Origin of the sequence: Pseudomonas syringae, from assembly GCF_000737245.1 — a bacterium.
GTDB classification, from domain to species: Bacteria; Pseudomonadota; Gammaproteobacteria; order Pseudomonadales; family Pseudomonadaceae; genus Aquipseudomonas; species Aquipseudomonas syringae_J.
Window position 1 is genome coordinate 78,663 of sequence record NZ_JPQU01000045.1, and the last position, 20,592, is coordinate 99,254.

Consider the following 20,592-nt stretch of genomic DNA (forward strand, 5'->3'; position numbering starts at 1 on the left):
ATGAACGCGACGGCGCGTCATCAGCCCCCAGCACCTGGCCGCAAGCCAGTGCCGCGTGGTGCCAGTCGCATGGTTGCCAAGGAGCCACTGTCGGCACGTCTGCCGAAGGCGCAGTTGGGTGGTTTCTTCAAGAAACTGGGTTGGCTGGTATTGATGGTTGCCCTGGGGTTTGGCGCGTATGAAGGCGCACAACGTCTGCTGCCGTACGCCGATCGCCCGATTACCAAGATCAATGTGCAGGGTGATTTGAGTTACATCAGCCAGCAAGCGATGCAGCAACGTATTGCACCTTATGTGGCGGCAAGTTTCTTCACCATCGATCTCGCTGCCATGCGTAGCGAGCTGGAAAAGATGCCGTGGATCGCCCACGCAGAAGTACGTCGCGTATGGCCGGATCAGGTAGTGATCCGTCTGGAAGAACAATTGCCAGTGGCACGCTGGGGTGACGAAGCCTTGCTCAATAACCAGGGCGAAGCATTCACACCACGCGAGCTGGCCAATTACGAACATCTGCCGCAGTTGTTCGGTCCACAACGGGCCCAGCAGCAGGTGATGCAGCAATATCAGGTGTTGAGTCAGATGTTGCGCCCTATGGGTTTCTCCATCGCACGACTGGAATTACGTGAGCGTGGCAGCTGGTTTTTGACCACGGGCGCGGGCAGTGCCGGTCCCGGCATCGAGTTGTTGCTGGGACGCGATCACCTTGTAGAAAAAATGCGCCGTTTTATCGCCATTTACGACAAAACGCTTAAAGACCAGATCACGAATATTGCGCGCATCGACCTGCGCTACTCCAACGGCCTTGCCGTCGGGTGGCGCGAGCAGGTAGCGCCTCCGACGGACAAACCCGCCGTCGCGAAGAATTGATAAGAGGCAGGACCATGGCAAACGTGCAAAGCGGCAAAATGATCGTTGGCTTGGATATCGGCACCTCCAAGGTGGTGGCGCTGGTAGGCGAAGTCGCGGCCGATGGCACGCTGGAAATCGTCGGTATCGGTACACATCCGTCCCGCGGCCTGAAGAAGGGCGTGGTGGTGAATATCGAATCCACCGTTCAGTCGATCCAGCGCGCAGTGGAGGAAGCCCAGCTGATGGCGGGCTGCCGTATTCACTCGGCCTTCGTCGGCGTGGCGGGTAACCACATTCGCAGCCTGAACTCCCACGGCATCGTCGCGATCCGTGATCGTGAAGTCAGCTCGGCGGATCTGGAGCGGGTACTCGACGCAGCCCAGGCCGTTGCCATCCCTGCCGACCAGCGTGTGCTGCACACCTTGCCGCAGGATTACGTGATCGATAACCAGGAAGGCGTTCGCGAGCCACTGGGCATGTCGGGCGTTCGTCTGGAAGCCAAAGTACACGTGGTGACCTGCGCGGTGAACGCCGCACAGAACATTGAAAAGTGCGTGCGTCGCTGCGGTCTGGAAATCGACGACATCATTCTGGAGCAGTTGGCTTCGGCTTACTCGGTCCTGACCGACGACGAAAAAGAACTGGGCGTGTGCCTGGTAGACATCGGCGGCGGCACCACTGATATCGCGATATTCACTGAAGGCGCGATTCGCCACACCGCCGTGATCCCGATTGCCGGTGATCAGGTGACCAACGATATCGCCATGGCCTTGCGTACCCCAACGCAATACGCCGAAGAGATCAAGATTCGCTACGCCTGCGCCCTGGCCAAACTGGCCGGCGCCGGTGAAACCATCAAAGTGCCAAGCGTGGGCGATCGCCCGCCGCGCGAGTTGTCGCGTCAGGCTTTGGCCGAAGTGGTCGAGCCACGTTACGACGAGCTGTTCACCCTGATTCAGGCTGAGCTGCGTCGCAGTGGCTACGAAGATCTTATCCCGGCCGGCATCGTGCTGACCGGTGGTACCTCGAAAATGGAAGGCGCGGTCGAACTGGCCGAGGAAATCTTCCATATGCCGGTGCGCCTTGGTGTGCCGCATAGCGTCAAAGGGCTCGCCGATGTTGTCCGTAACCCGATCTATTCCACCGGTGTCGGTTTGTTGCTGTACGGCCTGCAAAAGCAGTCCGACGGCTTCTCGTTTTCCGGCATCAGCAGTAGCAATAGTGGCTACGGAGATGAGCCCAAGGCTCCAGTGCTTGAACGCTTCAAGCGCTGGGTTCAGGGCAATTTCTAGGATTCAAAGCGGTAGATGGCGGTAGTGGGCACCAGGCAGGAAAAAACTAGAGAAATGAAAGGAGAGGGAAAATGTTCGAACTCGTAGACAACGTCCCGCAAAGCCCGGTAATCAAAGTTATCGGTGTTGGTGGTGGCGGCGGCAACGCCGTTAATCACATGGTCAAGAGCAACATCGAAGGTGTGGAATTCATCTGCGCCAACACTGACGCTCAAGCGCTGAAAAACATCGGCGCGCGCACCATCCTGCAACTGGGTACAGGTGTTACCAAAGGTCTTGGCGCTGGCGCCAACCCTGAAGTCGGCCGTCAGGCTGCTCTGGAAGATCGTGAGCGCATTGCAGAAGTTCTGCAGGGCACCAATATGGTTTTCATCACCACTGGCATGGGCGGCGGTACCGGTACCGGTGCAGCGCCGATCATTGCTGAAGTGGCCAAGGAAATGGGCATTCTCACCGTTGCGGTGGTGACTCGTCCGTTCCCGTTCGAAGGTCGCAAGCGTATGCAGATCGCCGATGAAGGCATCCGCATGCTGTCGGAAAGCGTCGACTCGTTGATCACCATCCCTAACGAGAAGCTGCTGACCATCCTCGGTAAAGACGCCAGCCTGCTGTCGGCTTTCGCCAAGGCTGACGATGTACTGGCCGGTGCCGTTCGCGGTATCTCCGACATCATCAAGCGTCCTGGCATGATCAACGTCGACTTCGCTGACGTACGTACCGTGATGAGCGAAATGGGCATGGCGATGATGGGCACTGGCTGCGCCAGCGGTCCGAACCGTGCACGTGAAGCGACCGAAGCAGCCATTCGCAACCCGCTGCTTGAAGACGTCAACCTGCAGGGCGCTCGCGGCATCCTGGTTAACATCACCGCCGGTCCAGACCTGTCCCTGGGTGAGTACTCCGACGTGGGTAGCATCATCGAAGCGTTCGCCTCCGAGCACGCCATGGTCAAGGTCGGTACCGTTATCGATCCAGACATGCGCGACGAGCTGCACGTGACTGTGGTTGCAACAGGCCTTGGCGCGAAAATCGAGAAGCCGATGAAGGTTATCGACAACACGCTGCAGACTTCCCAGTCCGCTCAGGCTCAACAGCCTGCTGCTCGTCAGGAACTGCCTTCGGTCAACTACCGTGACCTGGATCGTCCTACCGTGATGCGCAATCAGGCACACGCAGGCGCTACAGCGGCGGCGAAGATGAATCCTAATGACGATCTGGATTACCTGGACATCCCGGCTTTCCTGCGTCGTCAGGCCGATTGATGAAATGTATCAGGGGTATTAGGGTGATTGGTGTTCAGCAAAGGCCGGGTCTGCTATTATCGCCAGCCTTTGTTGATACCAGTTCGCAACTTGCGCTGAAGCGGCCAATGCCATGATTAAACAACGCACCCTGAAAAATATTATCCGTGCCACAGGCGTCGGTCTGCACTCCGGTGAGAAGGTCTACCTGACCCTCAAGCCTGCGCCTGTGGATACCGGCATCGTGTTTGTTCGTGCTGACCTCGACCCCGTCGTGCATATTGCTGCCCGTGCGGAAAATGTCGGAGACACCACACTGTCGACCACGCTGGTCAGCGGTGATGTCAAAGTCGACACCGTCGAACACTTGCTTTCGGCCATGGCTGGCCTTGGCATTGATAACGCCTACGTTGAACTCTCTGCCTCCGAAGTTCCGATCATGGACGGCAGCGCGGGTCCCTTCGTATTCCTGATTCAATCGGCAGGCCTGGAAGAACAGGACGCGCCGAAGAAATTCATCCGGATCCTGCGGGAAGTCTCAGTGGAAGAGGGCGGTAAACGCGCTACTTTCGTGCCTTTCGAAGGGTTCAAAGTCAGTTTCGAGATCGATTTCGATCACCCGGTCTTCCGCGATCGCACACAAAGCGCCAGCGTGGACTTCTCCAGCACTTCCTTCGTGAAGGAAGTCAGCCGTGCCCGTACGTTCGGGTTCATGAGTGATATCGAGTACCTGCGCAAGCACAACCTCGCACTCGGCGGCAGCGTTGAAAACGCTATCGTGGTTGATAAAGATGGCGTATTGAACGAAGACGGCCTGCGTTACGAGGACGAATTCGTCAAACACAAGATTCTGGATGCAATCGGTGACCTCTACCTGCTGGGCAATAGCCTGATTGGTGAGTTCCGCGGCTTCAAGTCCGGCCATGCACTGAACAATCGTCTCCTGCGCGCCTTGATCGAGCAGACTGATGCTTGGGAAGTCGTGACGTTTGAGGACGCCAGTACCGCACCGATTTCTTACATGCGCCCTGTAGCGGCCGTGTAAGGTCAGTTTTACTCTCCTTCCTTTTTGTTGTTTTTAAAGGCTGCCTCCGGGCGGCCTTTTTTTATTGGATTCGGAGCCGTCCGCCGGACCTGTAGGAGGTGCCACCTCGTCTTCGACGACGCGCTATCGCGGAGCTAACACGCATCCCATAGGACTGGCTTTAGCCGGGAGGAGGCCCCTACAGCCGATGCAGCTTCTTCGTCAGCAAGGCAGCCCTCCCGGCTAAAGGCAGTCCTGCCGGGCCTGTGTTATTCGATGACGGACGCGTTGTTTGATAAGAGCGCGCGAGCACCGCTAGGCCGCGAAAGCGGCGTGTCTGGCACACCGCGATTCGCAGTCTTCGGCGGCTCCTACAGGATTTGAGTTGACTCTGGCTGCTGCTGGGCACGGGAAATTGATCGGCTAGCCAGCAACCCGAGCTCAAACAGCATCCACATCGGCACCGCCAGCATGGTCTGGGAAAAGACGTCGGGCGGGGTGAGCAGCATGCCCACCACAAAGCAGCCGACAATCACATAAGGCCGGCTTTTGCTCAGGGTTTGAACATCGGTGATGCCCGCCCAAATGATCAGAAAGGTTGCCACCGGGATCTGAAACGCCAGGCCGAAGGCCAGGAACAGCGCGAGGATGAAGTCCAGATACAGGCCGATGTCGGTCATCATTTCCACGCCGTCGGGTGTCACGCTGGCGAAGAAACCGAACATCATCGGGAAAACCAGATAGAAGGCGAACGCCATACCACCGTAGAACAGCGAGACACTGGCGATCATCAGGCAGATGGCAGTGCGGCGCTCCTGTCGATATACCGCTGGCGCGATAAAGCCCCAGACTTGGTGCAGGATCATCGGCATGGCCAGGAACAACGCGATCATCATGGTCAGCTTGATTGGCGCCATGAGTGGCGAGGTCACGCTGGTGGCAATCATAGTTGCGCCCTCGGGCAGGAATGCCCGCAGTGGCGCGGCGATGAAGGTGTAAATCTTCTGCGCGAAGGGAAACAGTCCGACGAACAGCACAACGATGACCAGAATGCTGCGCACCAGCACTGATCGAAGTTTACGCAGGTGACCCGACACGCTCAGCGGTTCGCTGAATTCCACGCTGCTCATGATTGGGTTTGCCCCGAAGCGACGGTTGGTGCCGCAGGTCCATCCAGCCTTACGCCCTCGCGAAGCTCCTGTTCAAGCTGACGCAGAGGTTGCTGGTCCAGTTCCTTGCGCAATTGCTCGGCATCCAGCTCGCGTTCCATCTGTTGCTTGATGCCATTGAAACCGCGCTTGAACTGGCCAATCCAGCGTCCGGCGGTGCTAGCCGCCTTGGGCAAACGCTCTGGCCCCAGTACCAGCAGGGCGACCGTTCCCACCAACAACATTTCGGTGAATCCGATCTCGAACATCAGTGTTTATGTTCGGTATGGGTAGTTGCCTGGCTGCTATCTTTCAGGCAGCTGTTTGGCGTGCTTTCGGGCTTGGTTTCGTCGTTGCCCATAGACGTGCGAAAACCTTTGATCGCATCGCCAACATCCGCGCCGAGTCCTTTCAGGCGTTTGGTGCCGAATAGCATCATTACGATCAACAGCACGATAACAAGTTGCCAGATTCCGATTCCGCCCACGACACACTCTCCAGTTTTGTTGATTTTCCAAATCATTGATTTGAAATGGTAAACAAGCATTTTGGCGGCCGATTGTGACGAGGTGGTTAAGGTTTCGAGACCTTTTCGAGTGCCTGCCACCTGGTTGAAACATTCGCGGTGTTGACTGACGCCTGTGGTTGACTATGCAGGCCGAAAAATGAACAGCAACAGACAACGAGGCGCGGCATTGCTGATGGTGCTGGTCGCTCTGGCGATGCTTGCCGCCGGGCTCGCGTGGATGGTCGAGCAGGGGCGACAGGAGGTCGATGGCGTGCGGCTTTTGCAGCAGCGCGTGCAGGCCCGCTCGGTGGAAAGTGCTGCGCTGGCCTTTGCCGGGCAGGCACTCAAGGATCCGCTATGGCGAGCCAGCCCATTGTTCTGGCAAGCGTTGCGTGGTCAGGCCCTGAGCTATGACTTCAAAGGCGGCACGGCGACCATCCGCATTGTGGATCTGCATCGCTGTTTCAACGTCAACAGTCTGATTGGGCCGGAGGCCGAGCGCGCGCAAAGGCAGTTGGCTTTTCTATTGGGTGAAGACATGGCGGCCCAACGCCTGACTCAAAGCCTCACCGACTGGCTGGATGCTGATCATCAGAGCCGCTCTCAAGGGGCCGAGAACAACGAGTATCTGCGTCTGGTACCGCCTCGGCTGGCCGCCAATCAGCTTATGGTTGATACCAGTGAACTGAACCTGTTGCTGCCGGCTGATCCGGACCGCGAGCAGCGCCATCGCAGCTTGTGTGCATTACCGGAAACGTCGGGTTGGCGCCTGAATGCCAATGCTTTGAACCTGGATGAGTTGCCGCTGCTGGAGGCCATGTACGAGGGCAAGATCGGCCGCGCGCAACTGACGCGTCTGATCAGCGCCCGACCTGCGGGGGGGTACGCGGACGCTGGTGCCCTGCGTCAGGCCATGGGTGCCATGGATGACGAAGCCTTCGCGCAACTGAGTGAAGGCCTGCAGCTCAACAGCGACCATTTCCTGCTGCAACTTGAAGTGCACCTGGACGATCAAGTGTTTCGCAGTCAATACCGCATTCAGGCGTTGGGAGTGGTGAAGTGGCACAGCCGACTGCCGGCTCAGGCGATTGTGATTCGCGAGCGGCTGGTGGGGAGGTAGGTTGATGTCTCTGAAAAACGCAGGACCTGTAGGAGCAATCGGAGGTTACGACGGTCGCGAATGCGGTGTGTCAGACAAACCGCATTCGTCGCTGTCGTAACCTCCGAAAACTCCTACAATTCCGGGGTTCCCTGGAGAAATCTGTAGGTGCTCGTGCGGTCCTACAGGAAATGTATTCCAGTTCAGAAGCAAGCCGGACGAACCCGGCTTGCAGGTGTCACATCAGACCGCCAGCTCGCCGCCATCCGCACGCTGGATCACTACGGTCGATGCCCGAGGGCGGACCTTGCCGACGGTTACCGTGGTAGCAACATCAGTCGATGGCCAGTTACCTGGGTGCTGGATGTTGATGAACATGGTTTTGTTGTCAGGCGTGAACGCGATGCCCGTCACCTCCGAGCCGTTAGGGCCAACGAAGAAACGGCGCAGATCGACCTGGTTCTGGGCATTGACCGGAACCTGCTTGCCCTGGGCGTCGACCAGATTGGTCGGAATGACCGCGAGCATCTGATCGTTGGTGTAGCTGGTCAGGGTCGACTCGCCGTTGTCAGTCTGGATCCACAGAATGCCGCGGCTGTCAAAGCTCATGCCGTCTGGGCTGGCGAACTGATTCAGTTCAGTCAGGCCGGAACGGTTGAGGTCCGCAGTACCCGAGGCGTTGGCGCCGAAGACAAAAATGTCCCAAGTGAACGAAACCTGATTGTCGGCGTCTTTCCAACGGATGATGTGCCCGTGTTTGTTATTGATACGCGGGTTGGCGGCGTTGGCCACGGTGCGACTGGTGTTGTTGGTCAGGGTCAGGTAAACCTCGCCGTTCAACGGGTTCACGGCGGTCCATTCCGGACGGTCCATTGGTGTCGCCCCCACAGCATCAGCCGCGCCACGGGTGTTGAGGATGATGCCGGGCAAGTCCTTGAACTTGGTGCCCAGTGTGCTGCCGTCGGTGGTCGGGGTGATCACGTCGAGCAACAGCCAGGTGCCGCTGCCGTCCGCGTTGAAACGCGAGACATACAGCTTGCCGTTGTCCATGTACTTGGCACCGGTGGCCAGACGATTGCTCGGCGTGGCATCGGCGGCTTCCCACAGCGCCGTGGAGACGAATTTGTAGAGGTATTCGTTTTGCGAATCGTCACCCATGTAGAACACAACTGGCTTGCCGACGGTGGTCAGACCTGGCCAGCAACCTTCGTGACGGAAGCGACCGAGTGCCGTGCGCTTGACCGGTAGGGTGCTGGCGTCGTACGGATCGACCTCAACGATGTAGCCATAAGTGCTGGCTTCGTTGCGGTAGTCGTCGGTTGCGGAAGCGCCTCGCGGGGTGATGTTGAAACGGCCGAACTCATCGTTGACCTCAGTGGTGTCACCCGCTGCGGTTTCCCACTGGTAGTTGCCCGCGGTGGTTGCAACGCCGATACGGACCTGGTCAGCCGGGCGAGTGCCTTTGTTGACGAAAATACCTGGCCAGTTCTCTTCGCAGGTCAGATAAGTGCCCCAAGGTGTATAGCCATTGCCGCAGTTGTTGTTAGTGCCGCGAGTGCGGCTGCCGTCAGTGGAGAACTTGGTTTTGACGTGGTCGGTGCCCTTGAGTGGACCGGACAGGTTCATGACTGACGCAGTGGTGAAGCGGCGGTTCAGCGGATCGTTGTCCACCACCTGCCAGCGGTCGCCGGTTTTACGTACACGCACGACGCCAGCGCCGTGGGCGTTGATTTCTTTGCGCACTTCTTCAGCTGGGCGAACGCCGTTTACCAGCGTCGGGCCAGCCGGGTGCAGGGCGACTTCATCGATGTATTCGAAGTTGATAGCGATCAGACCATCGGTGGAGCTGCCATTGATCGGGAAGAAGTGCATGCCGTCATGGTGCATGCCCATGGAGTTGGCCTGATCAACCGAGGTGTTGGTGCCGTCGTTTTTCCATGCCTTGGCATTGCTGTTCAGCGGCGTGCCCCAAGGTGCCAGCACGTAAGCGGTATAGCCAGCGGCAACCGTCACGGCGTCAGTGCGCGAACCCGGAATCGAGGTGAAACCCAGGGCCAGCTTCTTGACCGGATCCGGAGTCGGCTCGGGCGTTGGGGTCGGAGTCGGGGCGGGAGCGTCATCGCCGCTGCTGCCACCACCGCTGTCGAAGCAACCGGTCAGGCCGGTGCCCGCAATCATGGCAATCGCAGCACCCAGACCACCACGTACGACGGTACGACGGCTCAAGAAGGTATCGAGCACGGAGGACATCGGTTCGTTGTCGCTGGAGTTGCGGTTCAGGTTATCGCCGGTGTTACGACTCATTCATCAGGTCCTTTTTATGAAAGTTGGTTTGAAAAGGAACCGGGACTGTAAAAGTCGAGTGTGATGATTCGAGGGCAGTTTTATTAAGAAACCCTCTAACGATCCAAGTAGTTATTACCAATTGTTTCAAGTAGCAAGTCTGGGCTTGGTTAAAGAAACTGCCATCAAACTGTCATTAGTGATCGCCAATATGCCGCCCCTGTGAAGAATTAGCCTCAGGGTGTGAGAACAATGGCCTCAATGGCACGGCGCGATGTATTGGCATGGATGACAGTAGGGGCGATGGCTCCCTTGCTGTCGGCGTGCTCAAGCCTTCAGGGTCCTGGCGCGGGCGCTGATAGCCGCAGTGTCGATCTACTTTATGTTGCCGACACGCTGGACGCCCGCCAGCCGGGGCAGCCTGTAGTTCCCGCGACACGCCTGGGGCCTGCAACGCGCATTGGTCAGGCACCCTGGATCAGTGGAACTAATGCCCATGTTCAAGTGCCGGAGCAGGCGCAATTGAACGGCCTGCTTGATGCCAGCCTCGGTCAACACATACAAACCGGTGGCTACCCGGTATTGGGTGCGTTGTTGCAGGGAATGCGTGCCGAAGCGGGCGAGGGCAACAGCCTGACGCTGGAGAACGGCCAGTGCTGGAATGGCAGTGGTCTGGCCTATCTGACCCAGGGCTTGTCGGGCGTTCAAGGCAGCGCGTTGCTGGGCACTGAAGTGCGGGTCAGCAGTGACGAACGTCTGCTCTGGCCGCAACGCTGCAGCGGTTTGTATCACCAGTTTGGTCATCCGGTGCTGGCTGCCGGAATGGCGGCGGATTTGGGGAAACGGCTCGGCACCGAAGACGTGGCTTTTTTCCTTCGAGGTGGAATTCGTATCGCCGTAGTCGGCATCACTGATCCTTATGCCCGGGATCAGAAAGCTTCCCTCAAACAATGGCATGACAGCCTGCAACCGGCGCTGGAGCGTGCCCGCGCGGAGGCCGATCTGGTTATTGCCCTGGCGGACGTGGGAACCGGGCCGGGATTGTGGCTGGCAGAGCGTCTGTCGCAGGTCGATCTGGTGTTGTGCGCCCGTGGGCAGGATTTCTGGCCGCAACCGGTTGAAGTACTGCAAGCCTCGGGCAAGCGGGTGCCGGTGATTTTCGGCGGTGTTCGGGCCAGCGGTGCGTTTCGCATTCGCTGCCAGCAGGTAGCCGGGCAGTGGCAGTTCGCTGCACGTTTTCATCCCGCGTTGGCCAACAGCCTGAGCGCTGCGGATCAGGCTCATGCTCAGCGTCTTGGGCAGTTGATGCGGCAGCAGCGGGCCGCTCACGCCAACTGGCTCGACCAGCCACTCGCAGTGGCGCCAGAAAGTCTCTGGCGACGGGATGTGCGTGGCGGCAGTTGGGACCGACTGTTGCACGACGCCCTGGCAAAACATCCGGACAGCGCGGTATTGCTGCCCGGTTTGCGCTACGACTCACCTTTGGCCCAAGGCCAGACGATCACCCGTGAACACTTGATCAGCTTGACGGCAAGCTATCCGGCCCCGGTGGTGGATGTGTCTGCCAAGCAGATTCCGCGAGTACTGGAAAACGCCGCCGAGCAGCTCTTCGGTGAGCCGCTGCTGCTGGACAACAGCCAGGATCTGCCGCGTCTGCAAGGACAAGCCTGGCAGGTCACGTACAGCGCCAGCGGCAAACGCATCTCTGGCTTGGGTGAGCAGGTTGGGCAATGTCGGACTTTCAGCCTGGGCTTCGATGCTCAGGCGGGCGAACCCCTTTGGCAGCATGTCGAGGCCTGGCTGCGTACCCGTCCGGCCGGTTGGCAGATCACCCGCTTGCAGTTGCCGCAGATGCGCTATGTGCAAGGTCATCCGGGTTGGCATCCTCGGGAGGCGGCCATTTGAGCCGTCTGCCCCGTTTGAGCCATCTGGAAGGCGCCAGCCATGTCGCGCTGGTGATTCTGTTCGCCTGGCTGGCGGCGCAGTGCGTGCTTCAGGTCTGGCATGGGCTGGCACAACCTGTGCCCGCCAACGCAGCCAGTGCGCCGGTGGCGCAACTGCTAAGCCGTCACTGGAAAGCCGGGCCTGTGCTGAGCAATGAGCTGCCCATGACCACCCTCGATATCAAATACCTCGGCGGCTTCAAGGCCACGCCACTCAGTGCTTCTGTGGTGGTGCTGCGCTACGAACAACGGCAACGCAGCCTGAGCCGTGGGCAGAAACTGGTCCCCGGAATCGTCCTGCATGACATCGACGAACTGGGCCTGGTACTCGACAACCACGGCAAGCTGGAACGTCTGGCCTGGCCTCCTCAACGTCCGAATTTCGGCTTCAAGCAACAGGGATAAGCATGACCATCACCCGTCTCCAGCAACCACTGTGTCTGGCCGTTCTGTTGTGCGCCCTGATGGTGACCGGCTCCGCTGCCGAAGAAGAGCCGCTCTATGAAGTGAATTTCGTCGACACCGAACTGAGCGAGTTCATCGACAGCGTTTCGCGGATCACCAAGACCACTTTCATCATCGACCCACGGGTGCAGGGCAAGGTCACCGTGCGCAGCAATGAGATGCTGGGCGGCGATGAAATCTACGCGATATTTCTGTCTCAACTGCGCGCTCAAGGCTTTGCAGCGGTCGACCTGCCCAACGGCAGCGTCAAGATCGTCCCGGATCAGGCCGCACGTCTGGAGCCGGTGCCGGTGGAATCCAAGCGTGATGCCGGGCACGCCAACGACGGCATGGCGACGCGTGTATTCAGCGTGCGCAATGCCGCCAGCGAACAGATGCTCAACATCCTGCGGCCCTTGATTGATCCCCGTGTGGGGGTGATCACACCGTATCCGTCGGCGAATCTGCTGGTGATCACTGACTGGCGCAGCAACCTCAACCGTATCGACAGCCTGCTGGTGCAGCTCGATCAGGTCAGCCAGGAACCGCTGGAAGTGCTGCCACTGAAGAACGCCAACGCCAATGACACCGCGCAATTGGTTACCCGATTGCTGGCTCGCGAACAGGGCGCCGATAGTGCTCAGGTGGTGGCTGACCCGCGCAGCAACGCCTTGCTGGTGCGCGGCAGTGTCGACAGCCGCGAACGGGTCAGGACGCTGCTCAAGCAGCTGGATAAACCCTATGACCCACAGCACAACGCCAACACTGTGGTGATGTACCTGCGCCATGCCAACGCCGCAGAAGTGGTCAAGGTGTTGCGCGGTCTGAGTCAGGACGCCACGGCACCGGCCGTGGGGACTCAGGAGGGTGAAAAGGCCGCGCCGGTCAGTAGCACCGGCATCCGCATGGAGTACGAAGAAGGCACCAACGCGGTGGTCATGGTCGGCCCGGACAGTGAGCTGACGGCCTATCGCAACATCGTCGACCAACTGGATATTCGCCGCGCGCAAGTGGTAGTCGAAGCGATCATCGCCGAGGTTTCCGATACCCGTGCTCAGGAGCTGGGCGTGCAGTGGTTGTTTCAGGGCGACAACTTCGGCGCGGGGGCAATCAATTTCAGTGGTGGCAATGCGGCGAGCGTAACTGCTGTCGGGGCCTTGGCCCAGGCTAATAACACCACCGGTCTGGGGCAGTTGCTGTCCGGCGTGCAGGGCGTGACAGCGGGTGTTGGCAACCTCAGTGGCGGCGGTCTGAATTTCCTTGCCCTGCTGAATGCGCTGAAAAGTCAGAGCGGTTTCAACCTGTTATCAACCCCGACCTTACTGACCCTGGACAACGCCGAAGCGTCGATCCTGGTGGGCCAGGAAGTGCCCTTCGTGACGGGCTCGGTCACCCAGAACAACACCAACCCCTATCAGACCATCGAGCGCAAGGAAGTCGGTGTGAAACTGCGCATCAAGCCACAGATCAACGTCGACAACACTGTGCGCCTGGACATCGTGCAAGAGGTTTCATCGATTGCCGAAAGCGCCACCGCCAGCGACGTGATCACCAACAAGCGCGAGATCAAGACCAAGGTCATGGTTGAAGACAACGGCCTGGTGGTGCTGGGCGGCTTGATTGGTGACGAGTCCACCACCAGCGACCAGCGCGTGCCGTTTCTCGGCGATATACCGGTATTGGGTCGCTTGTTTCGTTCTGACGCTTCGCGGCGGGTCAAACAGAACCTGATGGTGTTCATCCGCCCGCGCATCGTACGCGACGGTCAGACCCTGGCTCAGCTCAGCAGTGAGAAATACCGCAACCTCAAGGCCTCGACTTCTCTCGCACTGCCGAACCTGGCCGATAGCGACAGCCTGCTGCAATTGTTCCCCGCCAGCCGGGAGCGCCTGGACCAAGGCTCATGGTAAGTACGCTGCTGCCGTATCGGCTGGCGCGCCAGACCGGCGTGGCGAAAGTCCCCGCGCAACATGGCTGGGGATTGCTGCTGCGGGCCGACGGCGACACTGACATTCTGCAAGAAGTCATCCGCGCTCATGGCTTGCCGTGCGATGTAGAACACCTGTCGCCCGCTGATTACGAGGCGCGTCTCGGCGCGCTGTATCAGTCTGGGGAGTCGGCCACCGCTGCATTGATCGAGGGCATAGGCGACCAGGTCGATCTCGACAGCCTGATGAGTGAACTGCCGAAGATCGAAGATCTGCTGGAGAACGACAACGACGCGCCAGTCATCCGCCTGATCAACGGTCTGTTCGGTGAAGCCTTGCGTCTGCGTGCTTCAGACATCCATGTGGAAACTTTCGAGACCACCCTGGTGATTCGTCTGCGAGTCGATGGCCACTTGCGCGAAGTGCTGCGACCACCCCGTGCGCTGTCGACGATGCTGGTCTCGCGAATTAAAGTCATGGCCCGGCTGGATATCGCCGAGAAGCGCCAGCCTCAAGATGGGCGGATCACCTTGCGCTCCGGCGGGCGGGAAATCGACATCCGGGTCTCGACTTTGCCGGGCATTCACGGCGAGCGGGTGGTAATGCGGGTGCTGGACAAGCAGGCCAGCCTGCTGGACCTGACCAATCTCGGCATGCCGCTGGAAGTGGAGTCGGGCCTGCGCGCCTGCCTGTCGCGCCCCAACGGAATCGTGCTCAGCACTGGGCCCACTGGCTCGGGCAAAACCACCACACTTTATGCCAGCCTCAACAGCCTGAACGATGGCTCGTGCAACATCCTGACCGTGGAGGATCCGGTGGAGTACGCCATCACCGGCATTGGCCAGACGGCCATCAATCCCCGTGCCGGTATGACCTTCGCCAATGGCTTGCGCGCCATTTTGCGCCAGGACCCTGATGTCATCATGCTTGGCGAAATCCGTGATCGGGAAACCGCGCAGATCGCCGTGCAAGCCAGTCTGACCGGACACTTGGTGCTTTCCACCCTGCATACCAACAGTGCGGTGGGTGCCGTGACCCGCTTGCGGGATATGGGCATCGAGCCTTTTCTCATCGCGTCCACCCTCAAGGGCGTGCTGGCGCAGCGGCTGGTGCGCCGCTTGTGCCATTGCGCCACCGCGCAGCCGTTGCAGGACGCCGAGCGTGCGCTGTGGCCGGAGCTGGCGGAGCTTGACGAGAGCTTCCATCCAAAAGGTTGCGAGTCTTGCCAGGGCAGCGGCTATGACGGGCGGATGGGACTCTACGAATTTATCGAGCTGGACGCCGGCCTGATCGCCATGTTGTACGACGGCGCAAGCGAAGTGGCCATGCATGAGTATCTGGCTGACAAGCGTCAAAGCCTGGCAGCCATGGCCAGCGAATGCCTGCGGCGTGGCGAAACCAGCCTAGCTGAAGTCTTGCGCGCGGTGCGGGGCTAACCATGCCTACCTATCGCTATCAGGCCCTTGACCCTGCCGGACGCACCTGCAAGGCAAGCATTCAGGCGGAAAACGAACGCCATGCCCGGCAGTTGCTACGCGAGCAGGGCTTGTTCACCCGACAATTGCAGATTCAGGATTCGGCATCGCGCAGCCCAAGGGGCCAGCGCCTCAGTCACAGTCAACTGTGTGAACTGACCCGGCAACTCGCGACACTCTTGAGTGCCGGGATTGCCCTGGTGGATGCCTTGGGTACGCTGGAGCGGCAGCTTGCAGAACCGGCGATTCGCAACTTGCTGGTGGCCGTACGCGGCGCCCTCGGCGAAGGCCACAGCCTTGCCCAGAGCCTGCGTCGTCAGGGTGGTCTGTTCAATGGCTTGTATTGCGCGCTGGTGGAGGCGGGTGAACGCTCTGGCAAGCTGGCGCCGGTTCTTGAACGCTTGGCGGAGCACCTTGAACAGGTTCAGCGTCAGCGCCACAAAGCCAGGACCGCGATGATCTATCCGGCGGTTCTGATGCTGGTGTCGCTGCTGGTGGTCATTGGCCTGATGACATTCGTGGTTCCCAAGCTCACCGAGCAGTTCAGTCACACCGGGCAAGCCCTGCCGGTTATCACGCAATTGCTGATCGGCATCAGCAAAGGGCTGGTCACTGTCGGGCCGTGGCTGCTGGTGGTGGCGCTACTCATCGGAGTCTTCGGCGCAATGCTGTTGCGCAAGCCGCACTGGCGCCTGCGTCTGGATCGCAGCCTGTTGCGGCTGCCGAAAGCCGGCGCATTGTTGACCGTGCTGGAAAGCGCACGACTGGCCCGCAGCCTGGCGATTCTGGTGGGCAGCGGCGTGCCGTTGCTGGAGGCCTTGCAAGTGGCGACCGCGACGGTCAGCAATCGGGAGATCCATCGCACCCTCACCATGGTTCGCGAACAGGTGGAAGGCGGCGTCAGCCTGCACCGCGCGCTCAACGCTGCCGGTCACTTTCCACCGTTGCTGCTCAACATGGTGGCCAGCGGCGAGGCCAGCGGAACCCTGCCGGACATGCTTGAACGGGTCGCCGATAACCAAGAGCGAGGCTTTACCCGGCAAGTGGACATGCTCATGGCCCTGTTCGAGCCATTGATGATTCTAGTGATGGGCGGCGTTGTGCTGTTCATCGTGCTGGCCGTGCTGTTGCCGATCATGCAGCTCAATCAAGGGCTTGCTTTCTAACCCATGGAGAACCTTCTCATGCCCCGTCTGAACCCCAAGCGCCAGCGCGGCTTCACGCTGATGGAAATCATGGTGGTGATTTTCATCATCGGTCTGTTGATCGCGGTCGTCGCGCCCAGCGTCCTCGGCAATCAGGATAAGGCCATGCGCCAGAAAGTCCTGGCCGACCTGTCCACCCTGGAGCAGGCGCTGGATATGTACCGACTGGATAATTTGCGATACCCCAGTTCCGAGCAGGGCTTGGATGCCTTGACCAGCGCACCCAAGGTCGAGCCGCTGGCGCGAGCATGGCGTGCCGATGGCTACATTCGACGCTTGCCCGCTGACCCGTGGGGCAACGCTTACCACTACAAGGCTCCCGGTGAGCATGGGCGTATCGACATCTATTCCCTGGGCGCCGATGGCACACCGGGCGGCGAGGGCACCGACGGCGATCTCGGTAACTGGAACCTCTGAGCGTGAAGCATGCGCAGGGCTTTTCACTGCTGGAAATTCTGGTGGTGTTGCTGATCGTCGGCCTGTTCAGCGCCATGAGTGTGGCGTGGCTGGATTCAGGCCAGGCACCGATACAGCAAGCCTTGCAGCAACTGGCGGCAGAGGCGCGGATTCAAGCGGCGCAGGCCCGGCACAGCGGACAGGTGCTGGGCTTGCGCTGGAATGGCAAGCAACCGGAGTTCGTCCGTTTGCAGCAGGACAAGGACAACCTGCGCTGGCGGGTTGAGCCGACGCGGCTCAAACCCTGGCCTGTGCAATTGAGTACGGACTGGCCCGTGTCTGTAGAGCCTCAGGTGGTGTTCACCCCCACCGGGGTGGCGCGCTCGGCAGTCGTCAATTGGCAATGGCCTCAAGGCCATCAGCGCTGGGAATGGCGCGGGGATAACAGCCTGACCCAAGTGAACCTGCCATGAAGCGCGAACGTGGCTTCACCTTGCTGGAAGTGATGGTCGCCTTGGGCATTGCCGCAATGATGGCGGTGATGGTCAGCCAGATGTTGCGTCAGCGCATCAGCGTGCATCAGGCGGTTCAGCAGCATCGACTGGGCAGCCTGTGCGCGCGGGAGCTGGAAGCGCGGTTTGGTGTTGAGCGCTACTGGCCGTCGACCAATCAAGTCCGTGGCGAGTTACGTCAGGGGGAGATGACCTGTCACTGGCGGCTGGATCTGGGGATGACCGGCGTGCGTAATTTGCGCCGTGGGGAGCTGGCGCTGTTTGCCGCTCGGGATGAACGCGAGCCGCTGGGGCATTTCACGTTGTTTCTGGTGCGCCCGTGAGGCGGTTTCAACGGGGCCTGACCCTGGTCGAATTGCTTGTGGCTATGGCGTTGACCGCCGTGCTTGGCGTGGTGTTGGCTGCATTGGTCAATGGCTGGTTAAGTGTGCGCGAGCGCCTGTCCGAGACTGGGAATGAGCCTCTGGTGTTGGAATTCTGTCTGGCTCTGGAACGACGTCTGGACGGTCTGGTGCTGCGTCAGCTGTACGAGCAGCGCCTGCCGCTGCCAATGGCCTGGCTCGATTGGAAACCCGCAGCGCAACAGCTTGAATGGGTGGCCCTGACCGCCTGGCCCGAGGTCGACGGGCAGTCGCGATTACAGCGCCAGCGGATTGAGTTCAGTCCCCGGGAAAGCAGCTTGATTATCTCGACCTCGGCCGATATTTACGCCGCCGGTGTTGCCCGTTGGCAGCGCCGGGAACAGTTGGCTGATATCGATAAGGTCCAGTTCAGTTTTTATCAGGGAACCCGCTGGCTGGCGTTTCCTTCAACCGTCGCCCAGCAGCCTGATCGGGGTGTGCGACTCGAATTCGAGCGTCATGGAGCGCCCTATGTTTGCACCTTCAATTTGCCCGAGACTCAACCGTGAAGCTGTTTGAGCGCTGGCGCGCCGAGCGTTCCGCTGCGCGACAGTGGTTGTTGGTGCGTCCGGGTTTTAATCCTGCGGACCCGTGGCAATGGCGACGGCTGCCCGGTGCTGAATTCGGCGACGGCCCACCGCCTTCCCGGTTCGCTCAGGATTCTGTCGCGCTGATCATTCCGGCCGCCTATTGCAGTCATTTCCAGGTGCCGGCGCCTCCGGGGCTCAAAGCTCACGAGTGGCCGCTGCTATTGGAGGACTCGCTGCAACAGCCTGTGGATCAGCTTCAGGTGAGCTGTCTGTCCAGGACGAATGGGCATCTTGAATTACTGGTCGCTGAACGCGCCCTTATTCGGCGCTGGCTGGATGAGTGTGAGGCGATGGGTTTCTCGCCCAGCCATCTGTGGGCGGAAATGCAATTGCTGCCGAATCCAGCACCCGGCCAGTTGTTGCGCTGGAGCCGGGATCAGGATGCTTGCCTCAAGCGTGCCGGCGCCAATGGAGTACAGCACTGGTTGGTATGGCCTGATGTTCTGGGCGATTTGCCGGAGGATTGGCAGCATCCGCAGGGGGAAATCACCGGCGACTGGCCATCGCATTGGGCCGAATTGTCGCGCCTGCCCAATCTGCTGACGGGGTCTGGCAATCGCCAAGCCAAAGGCCGTCTGCGCACACCTTCGTTCAGCCCAACCCAGCGCCGCCTTTTGAACAGCTGTGGATTGCTGGCTTTAGTCTGGGCTTGCGTTGCCCTTGGGCAATTCTGGCAACAGGTGCCGGTGTGGAAGGCGCAGGTTGAGGCCGTCACCGGCCCAGTCGCCAGCGCGCGGCAGGCCGAGAGAGTTCTGGCTCGACTGTCCGCCGATCAACTGGACTGGCGAACGCGTCAGCAGCAACTGGTGGAGCTGGAGCAGGCTGTCGAGCGATGGCTCGATACTCAGCCGGACTGGGGCGTGTCCGGCAGCTATTTCGATGGGCAGCGCTGGCGGGTAGTGCTCAGCGGCAGCAGTCCAGCTCCTGCCATCGGACACTGGCAAGCGATGGCCCGCAGTGCTGGATCGAAAGTTACCGTCGAGCCGGACCCCAAAACTGCTCTGCTTACCCTCAACTTCAACCTGGACGGGCAGCCATGAAGGCTATTATCGAACGCAGCTGCAATACCTTTGCGGCGCTGCCTGCCAGTCGTCGTTTCGCCTTGCTGGCGGGCTGGGTGGTGGTGCTGACGTTATTGCTGGTGCTGATCGGCCGGCCTTTACTGGCGTTGGCTAAAGAACTGCGTCAATGGCCGACTCTGGCTCAGCAGGCTCAGACACTGACCCCTGGCGTGATATTCACCAGTGATTATTGGCAGGCTTTGGCCAGTGCCCGGGGGCTGATGCTCACGCGAGTTGAACAGCGCGGCGAGGTCTGGCAATTGCAGGGTGAGCTGAGTCGTGCCGAAGGGTTGCCGCAATTGTTGAGCAGTATTCAGGCCCAGGGCGGGCGCCCTCTGCGCTGGAGCCTGGAGCAAGGGCATCAAGGCCTGGTGTTCAGTGTGGATGTCAGCCGCACGGGTGGACGCCCGTGACCCGCAAGCTTTGGATGCTGGGTATCGCAGTGTTTGTCGTGACCTTGCTACTGAACATACCGGCTGCCTTGGTGGCCCGGTTTATCCCTTGGGGGGCTGGCTGGCAGCCGGTGGCTGTCGCGGGCACCATCTGGAACGGGCACATGGAAAGGCTCGGCATGGTAGGGCCCCTGGCCTGGCGTTTTCAGCCCTGGATCGGCGAAGGCCAGGTAAATATGGGCTTTCAGCAACGGAACTGGGAGCTACAGCTTAGCGGCTGGCCATGGTCCTGGCAGGCGCAACTGGCACCCGTTGCCCGCCAGATGACCCCTCCGACGGGCTTTGTCATAGATGGTGACTGGCAAGGCCGCGTGCAGATTAAAGGAAACGGCGCGACGTGCAGGTCCAGTTCCGGCGAACTTCAAGGTCGGGATTTGGCCTTGATCACGCCGTGGACTGTGGTGCTGGGCAGGGCGCAACTCAGGTTGGAGTGTCGTGAGGGTTTGCGGGTTATGGCCAATGCTCAGCGCGACGGCGAGCACCGCTTCGAGGCCCGGCTTGATCCTGTCGTGCGACGTATCAAACTCAATGGCTGGGTTGAACCGGATGCTATGGTCACACCGCTGTTGGTTCAGGCGGGGCTGCTCAAGGTGGGGGCTACGGAGTTTGAGAGGGTGTGGGGTGACGTTAAATAGCAGCGACTCAGACAGGCGACTCTGCGGGAGATTCTATGTTTGCCCGCAAGCGCATGTGGCAACGTGGGACCGGCTTTAGCCGGGAAAGCTGCATCGCAGTCGATAG

At 60.0% G+C, this 20,592-nt stretch carries 21 protein-coding genes; 17 read left to right on the forward strand and 4 right to left on the reverse strand.

Annotation, left to right across the window (positions count from 1 at the left end):
- The 4 genes from IV01_RS09315 (at window position 1) to lpxC (ending at window position 4,427) form a co-directional block, all read left to right on the forward strand.
- The gene (locus IV01_RS09315; RefSeq protein WP_032629685.1) at window positions 1-867 is read left to right on the forward strand and encodes a cell division protein FtsQ/DivIB; all 867 of its coding nucleotides are present in this window, start codon (window positions 1-3) and stop codon (window positions 865-867) included.
- A 14-nt stretch (window positions 868-881) separates the two neighbouring features.
- Window positions 882-2,141 (forward strand): cell division protein FtsA, encoded by a 1,260-nt coding sequence (ftsA, locus tag IV01_RS09310; RefSeq protein ID WP_032629686.1) that lies wholly within the window; start codon window positions 882-884, stop codon window positions 2,139-2,141.
- Between the two features lie 71 nt (window positions 2,142-2,212).
- The gene (ftsZ, locus tag IV01_RS09305) at window positions 2,213-3,403 is read left to right on the forward strand and encodes a cell division protein FtsZ (RefSeq protein ID WP_032629687.1); all 1,191 of its coding nucleotides are present in this window, start codon (window positions 2,213-2,215) and stop codon (window positions 3,401-3,403) included.
- A gap of 112 nt (window positions 3,404-3,515) precedes the next feature.
- On the forward strand, window positions 3,516-4,427 hold the full coding sequence (lpxC, locus tag IV01_RS09300; RefSeq protein WP_032629688.1) for a UDP-3-O-acyl-N-acetylglucosamine deacetylase: 912 nt from the start codon (window positions 3,516-3,518) through the stop codon (window positions 4,425-4,427).
- 350 nt (window positions 4,428-4,777) lie between these two features.
- On the opposite strand, the gene tatC is transcribed toward lpxC, so the two are convergent.
- The 3 genes from tatC to tatA are packed head-to-tail and all read right to left on the reverse strand — an operon-like array spanning window position 4,778 to window position 6,041.
- Window positions 4,778-5,536 (reverse strand): twin-arginine translocase subunit TatC, encoded by a 759-nt coding sequence (gene tatC, locus IV01_RS09295; RefSeq protein WP_032629689.1) that lies wholly within the window; start codon window positions 5,534-5,536, stop codon window positions 4,778-4,780.
- Window positions 5,533-5,823, reverse strand: a complete 291-nt coding sequence (gene tatB / locus IV01_RS09290) for a Sec-independent protein translocase protein TatB (RefSeq protein ID WP_032629690.1) — start codon at window positions 5,821-5,823, stop codon at window positions 5,533-5,535. The genes tatC and tatB overlap by 4 nt, the downstream gene beginning before the upstream one ends.
- The gene (gene tatA, locus IV01_RS09285) at window positions 5,823-6,041 is read right to left on the reverse strand and encodes a twin-arginine translocase TatA/TatE family subunit (RefSeq protein WP_032629691.1); all 219 of its coding nucleotides are present in this window, start codon (window positions 6,039-6,041) and stop codon (window positions 5,823-5,825) included. The genes tatB and tatA overlap by 1 nt, the downstream gene beginning before the upstream one ends.
- A 178-nt stretch (window positions 6,042-6,219) precedes the next feature.
- Here tatA and gspK point away from each other — a divergent pair, with 178 nt between their 5' ends.
- The gene (gene gspK, locus IV01_RS09280) at window positions 6,220-7,182 is read left to right on the forward strand and encodes a type II secretion system minor pseudopilin GspK (RefSeq protein WP_032629692.1); all 963 of its coding nucleotides are present in this window, start codon (window positions 6,220-6,222) and stop codon (window positions 7,180-7,182) included.
- A 222-nt stretch (window positions 7,183-7,404) separates the two neighbouring features.
- On the opposite strand, the gene IV01_RS09275 is transcribed toward gspK, so the two are convergent.
- Window positions 7,405-9,465 (reverse strand): PhoX family protein, encoded by a 2,061-nt coding sequence (locus IV01_RS09275; RefSeq protein WP_032629693.1) that lies wholly within the window; start codon window positions 9,463-9,465, stop codon window positions 7,405-7,407.
- Between the two features lie 231 nt (window positions 9,466-9,696).
- On the opposite strand from IV01_RS09275, the gene IV01_RS09270 reads away from it, so the two are divergent.
- The 12 genes from IV01_RS09270 to IV01_RS0125255 are packed head-to-tail and all read left to right on the forward strand — an operon-like array spanning window position 9,697 to window position 20,486.
- Window positions 9,697-11,349, forward strand: a complete 1,653-nt coding sequence (locus IV01_RS09270) for a lipoprotein UxpA (RefSeq protein ID WP_032629694.1) — start codon at window positions 9,697-9,699, stop codon at window positions 11,347-11,349.
- Window positions 11,346-11,792, forward strand: a complete 447-nt coding sequence (locus tag IV01_RS09265; protein WP_418903544.1) for a pilus assembly protein PilZ — start codon at window positions 11,346-11,348, stop codon at window positions 11,790-11,792. Before IV01_RS09270 ends, IV01_RS09265 begins: the two co-directional genes overlap by 4 nt.
- Window positions 11,793-11,851: 59 nt before the next feature.
- Window positions 11,852-13,741, forward strand: coding sequence for a type II secretion system secretin GspD (gene gspD, locus IV01_RS09260; protein WP_154232241.1), 1,890 nt, complete (start codon window positions 11,852-11,854; stop codon window positions 13,739-13,741).
- Window positions 13,742-13,746: 5 nt separating this feature from the next.
- Window positions 13,747-15,195, forward strand: a complete 1,449-nt coding sequence (locus IV01_RS09255) for a GspE/PulE family protein (RefSeq protein ID WP_080290348.1) — start codon at window positions 13,747-13,749, stop codon at window positions 15,193-15,195.
- A gap of 2 nt (window positions 15,196-15,197) precedes the next feature.
- Entirely contained in the window at window positions 15,198-16,400 is a 1,203-nt protein-coding gene (gene gspF / locus IV01_RS09250; RefSeq protein ID WP_032629697.1) for a type II secretion system inner membrane protein GspF, read from the forward strand.
- A gap of 18 nt (window positions 16,401-16,418) precedes the next feature.
- Window positions 16,419-16,856, forward strand: coding sequence for a type II secretion system major pseudopilin GspG (gspG, locus tag IV01_RS09245; protein ID WP_032629699.1), 438 nt, complete (start codon window positions 16,419-16,421; stop codon window positions 16,854-16,856).
- 2 nt (window positions 16,857-16,858) lie between these two features.
- A complete protein-coding gene (gene gspH, locus IV01_RS09240) occupies window positions 16,859-17,308 on the forward strand; it encodes a type II secretion system minor pseudopilin GspH (protein WP_032629701.1) in 450 nt (149 codons plus the stop codon).
- Entirely contained in the window at window positions 17,305-17,670 is a 366-nt protein-coding gene (locus IV01_RS09235) for a type II secretion system protein (protein ID WP_032629702.1), read from the forward strand. The genes gspH and IV01_RS09235 overlap by 4 nt, the downstream gene beginning before the upstream one ends.
- Complete coding sequence (locus IV01_RS09230) at window positions 17,667-18,257, forward strand: PulJ/GspJ family protein (RefSeq protein WP_032629704.1); 591 nt, start codon at window positions 17,667-17,669, stop codon at window positions 18,255-18,257. Before IV01_RS09235 ends, IV01_RS09230 begins: the two co-directional genes overlap by 4 nt.
- Complete coding sequence (locus IV01_RS0125250) at window positions 18,254-19,378, forward strand: type II secretion system protein GspL (RefSeq protein WP_050507737.1); 1,125 nt, start codon at window positions 18,254-18,256, stop codon at window positions 19,376-19,378. Before IV01_RS09230 ends, IV01_RS0125250 begins: the two co-directional genes overlap by 4 nt.
- Window positions 19,375-19,812, forward strand: coding sequence for a type II secretion system protein GspM (gene gspM, locus IV01_RS09225; RefSeq protein ID WP_032629706.1), 438 nt, complete (start codon window positions 19,375-19,377; stop codon window positions 19,810-19,812). The genes IV01_RS0125250 and gspM overlap by 4 nt, the downstream gene beginning before the upstream one ends.
- Window positions 19,809-20,486: a hypothetical protein gene (locus tag IV01_RS0125255; RefSeq protein ID WP_154232237.1), complete on the forward strand. Its 678-nt coding sequence runs from the start codon at window positions 19,809-19,811 to the stop codon at window positions 20,484-20,486. The genes gspM and IV01_RS0125255 overlap by 4 nt, the downstream gene beginning before the upstream one ends.
- The last annotated feature ends 106 nt before the right edge of the window (window positions 20,487-20,592 follow it).

Excerpts from the sequence above, each read along its gene's own strand:
- IV01_RS09270 (WP_032629694.1), top strand. The coding sequence starts at position 9,697 with ATGGCCTCAATGGCACGGCGCGATGTATTGGCATGGATGACAGTAGGG.
- gspK (WP_032629692.1), top strand. The coding sequence starts at position 6,220 with ATGAACAGCAACAGACAACGAGGCGCGGCATTGCTGATGGTGCTGGTC.
- lpxC (WP_032629688.1), top strand. The coding sequence starts at position 3,516 with ATGATTAAACAACGCACCCTGAAAAATATTATCCGTGCCACAGGCGTC.
- gspD (WP_154232241.1), top strand. The coding sequence starts at position 11,852 with ATGGTGACCGGCTCCGCTGCCGAAGAAGAGCCGCTCTATGAAGTGAAT.
- IV01_RS09235 (WP_032629702.1), top strand. The coding sequence starts at position 17,305 with ATGAAGCGCGAACGTGGCTTCACCTTGCTGGAAGTGATGGTCGCCTTG.
- IV01_RS09275 (WP_032629693.1), bottom strand. The coding sequence starts at position 9,465 with ATGAGTCGTAACACCGGCGATAACCTGAACCGCAACTCCAGCGACAAC.
- gspG (WP_032629699.1), top strand. The coding sequence starts at position 16,419 with ATGCCCCGTCTGAACCCCAAGCGCCAGCGCGGCTTCACGCTGATGGAA.
- tatC (WP_032629689.1), bottom strand. The coding sequence starts at position 5,536 with ATGAGCAGCGTGGAATTCAGCGAACCGCTGAGCGTGTCGGGTCACCTG.
- ftsZ (WP_032629687.1), top strand. The coding sequence starts at position 2,213 with ATGTTCGAACTCGTAGACAACGTCCCGCAAAGCCCGGTAATCAAAGTT.
- IV01_RS09315 (WP_032629685.1), top strand. The coding sequence starts at position 1 with ATGAACGCGACGGCGCGTCATCAGCCCCCAGCACCTGGCCGCAAGCCA.
- ftsA (WP_032629686.1), top strand. The coding sequence starts at position 882 with ATGGCAAACGTGCAAAGCGGCAAAATGATCGTTGGCTTGGATATCGGC.
- tatB (WP_032629690.1), bottom strand. The coding sequence starts at position 5,823 with ATGTTCGAGATCGGATTCACCGAAATGTTGTTGGTGGGAACGGTCGCC.
- gspF (WP_032629697.1), top strand. The coding sequence starts at position 15,198 with ATGCCTACCTATCGCTATCAGGCCCTTGACCCTGCCGGACGCACCTGC.
- gspM (WP_032629706.1), top strand. The coding sequence starts at position 19,375 with ATGAAGGCTATTATCGAACGCAGCTGCAATACCTTTGCGGCGCTGCCT.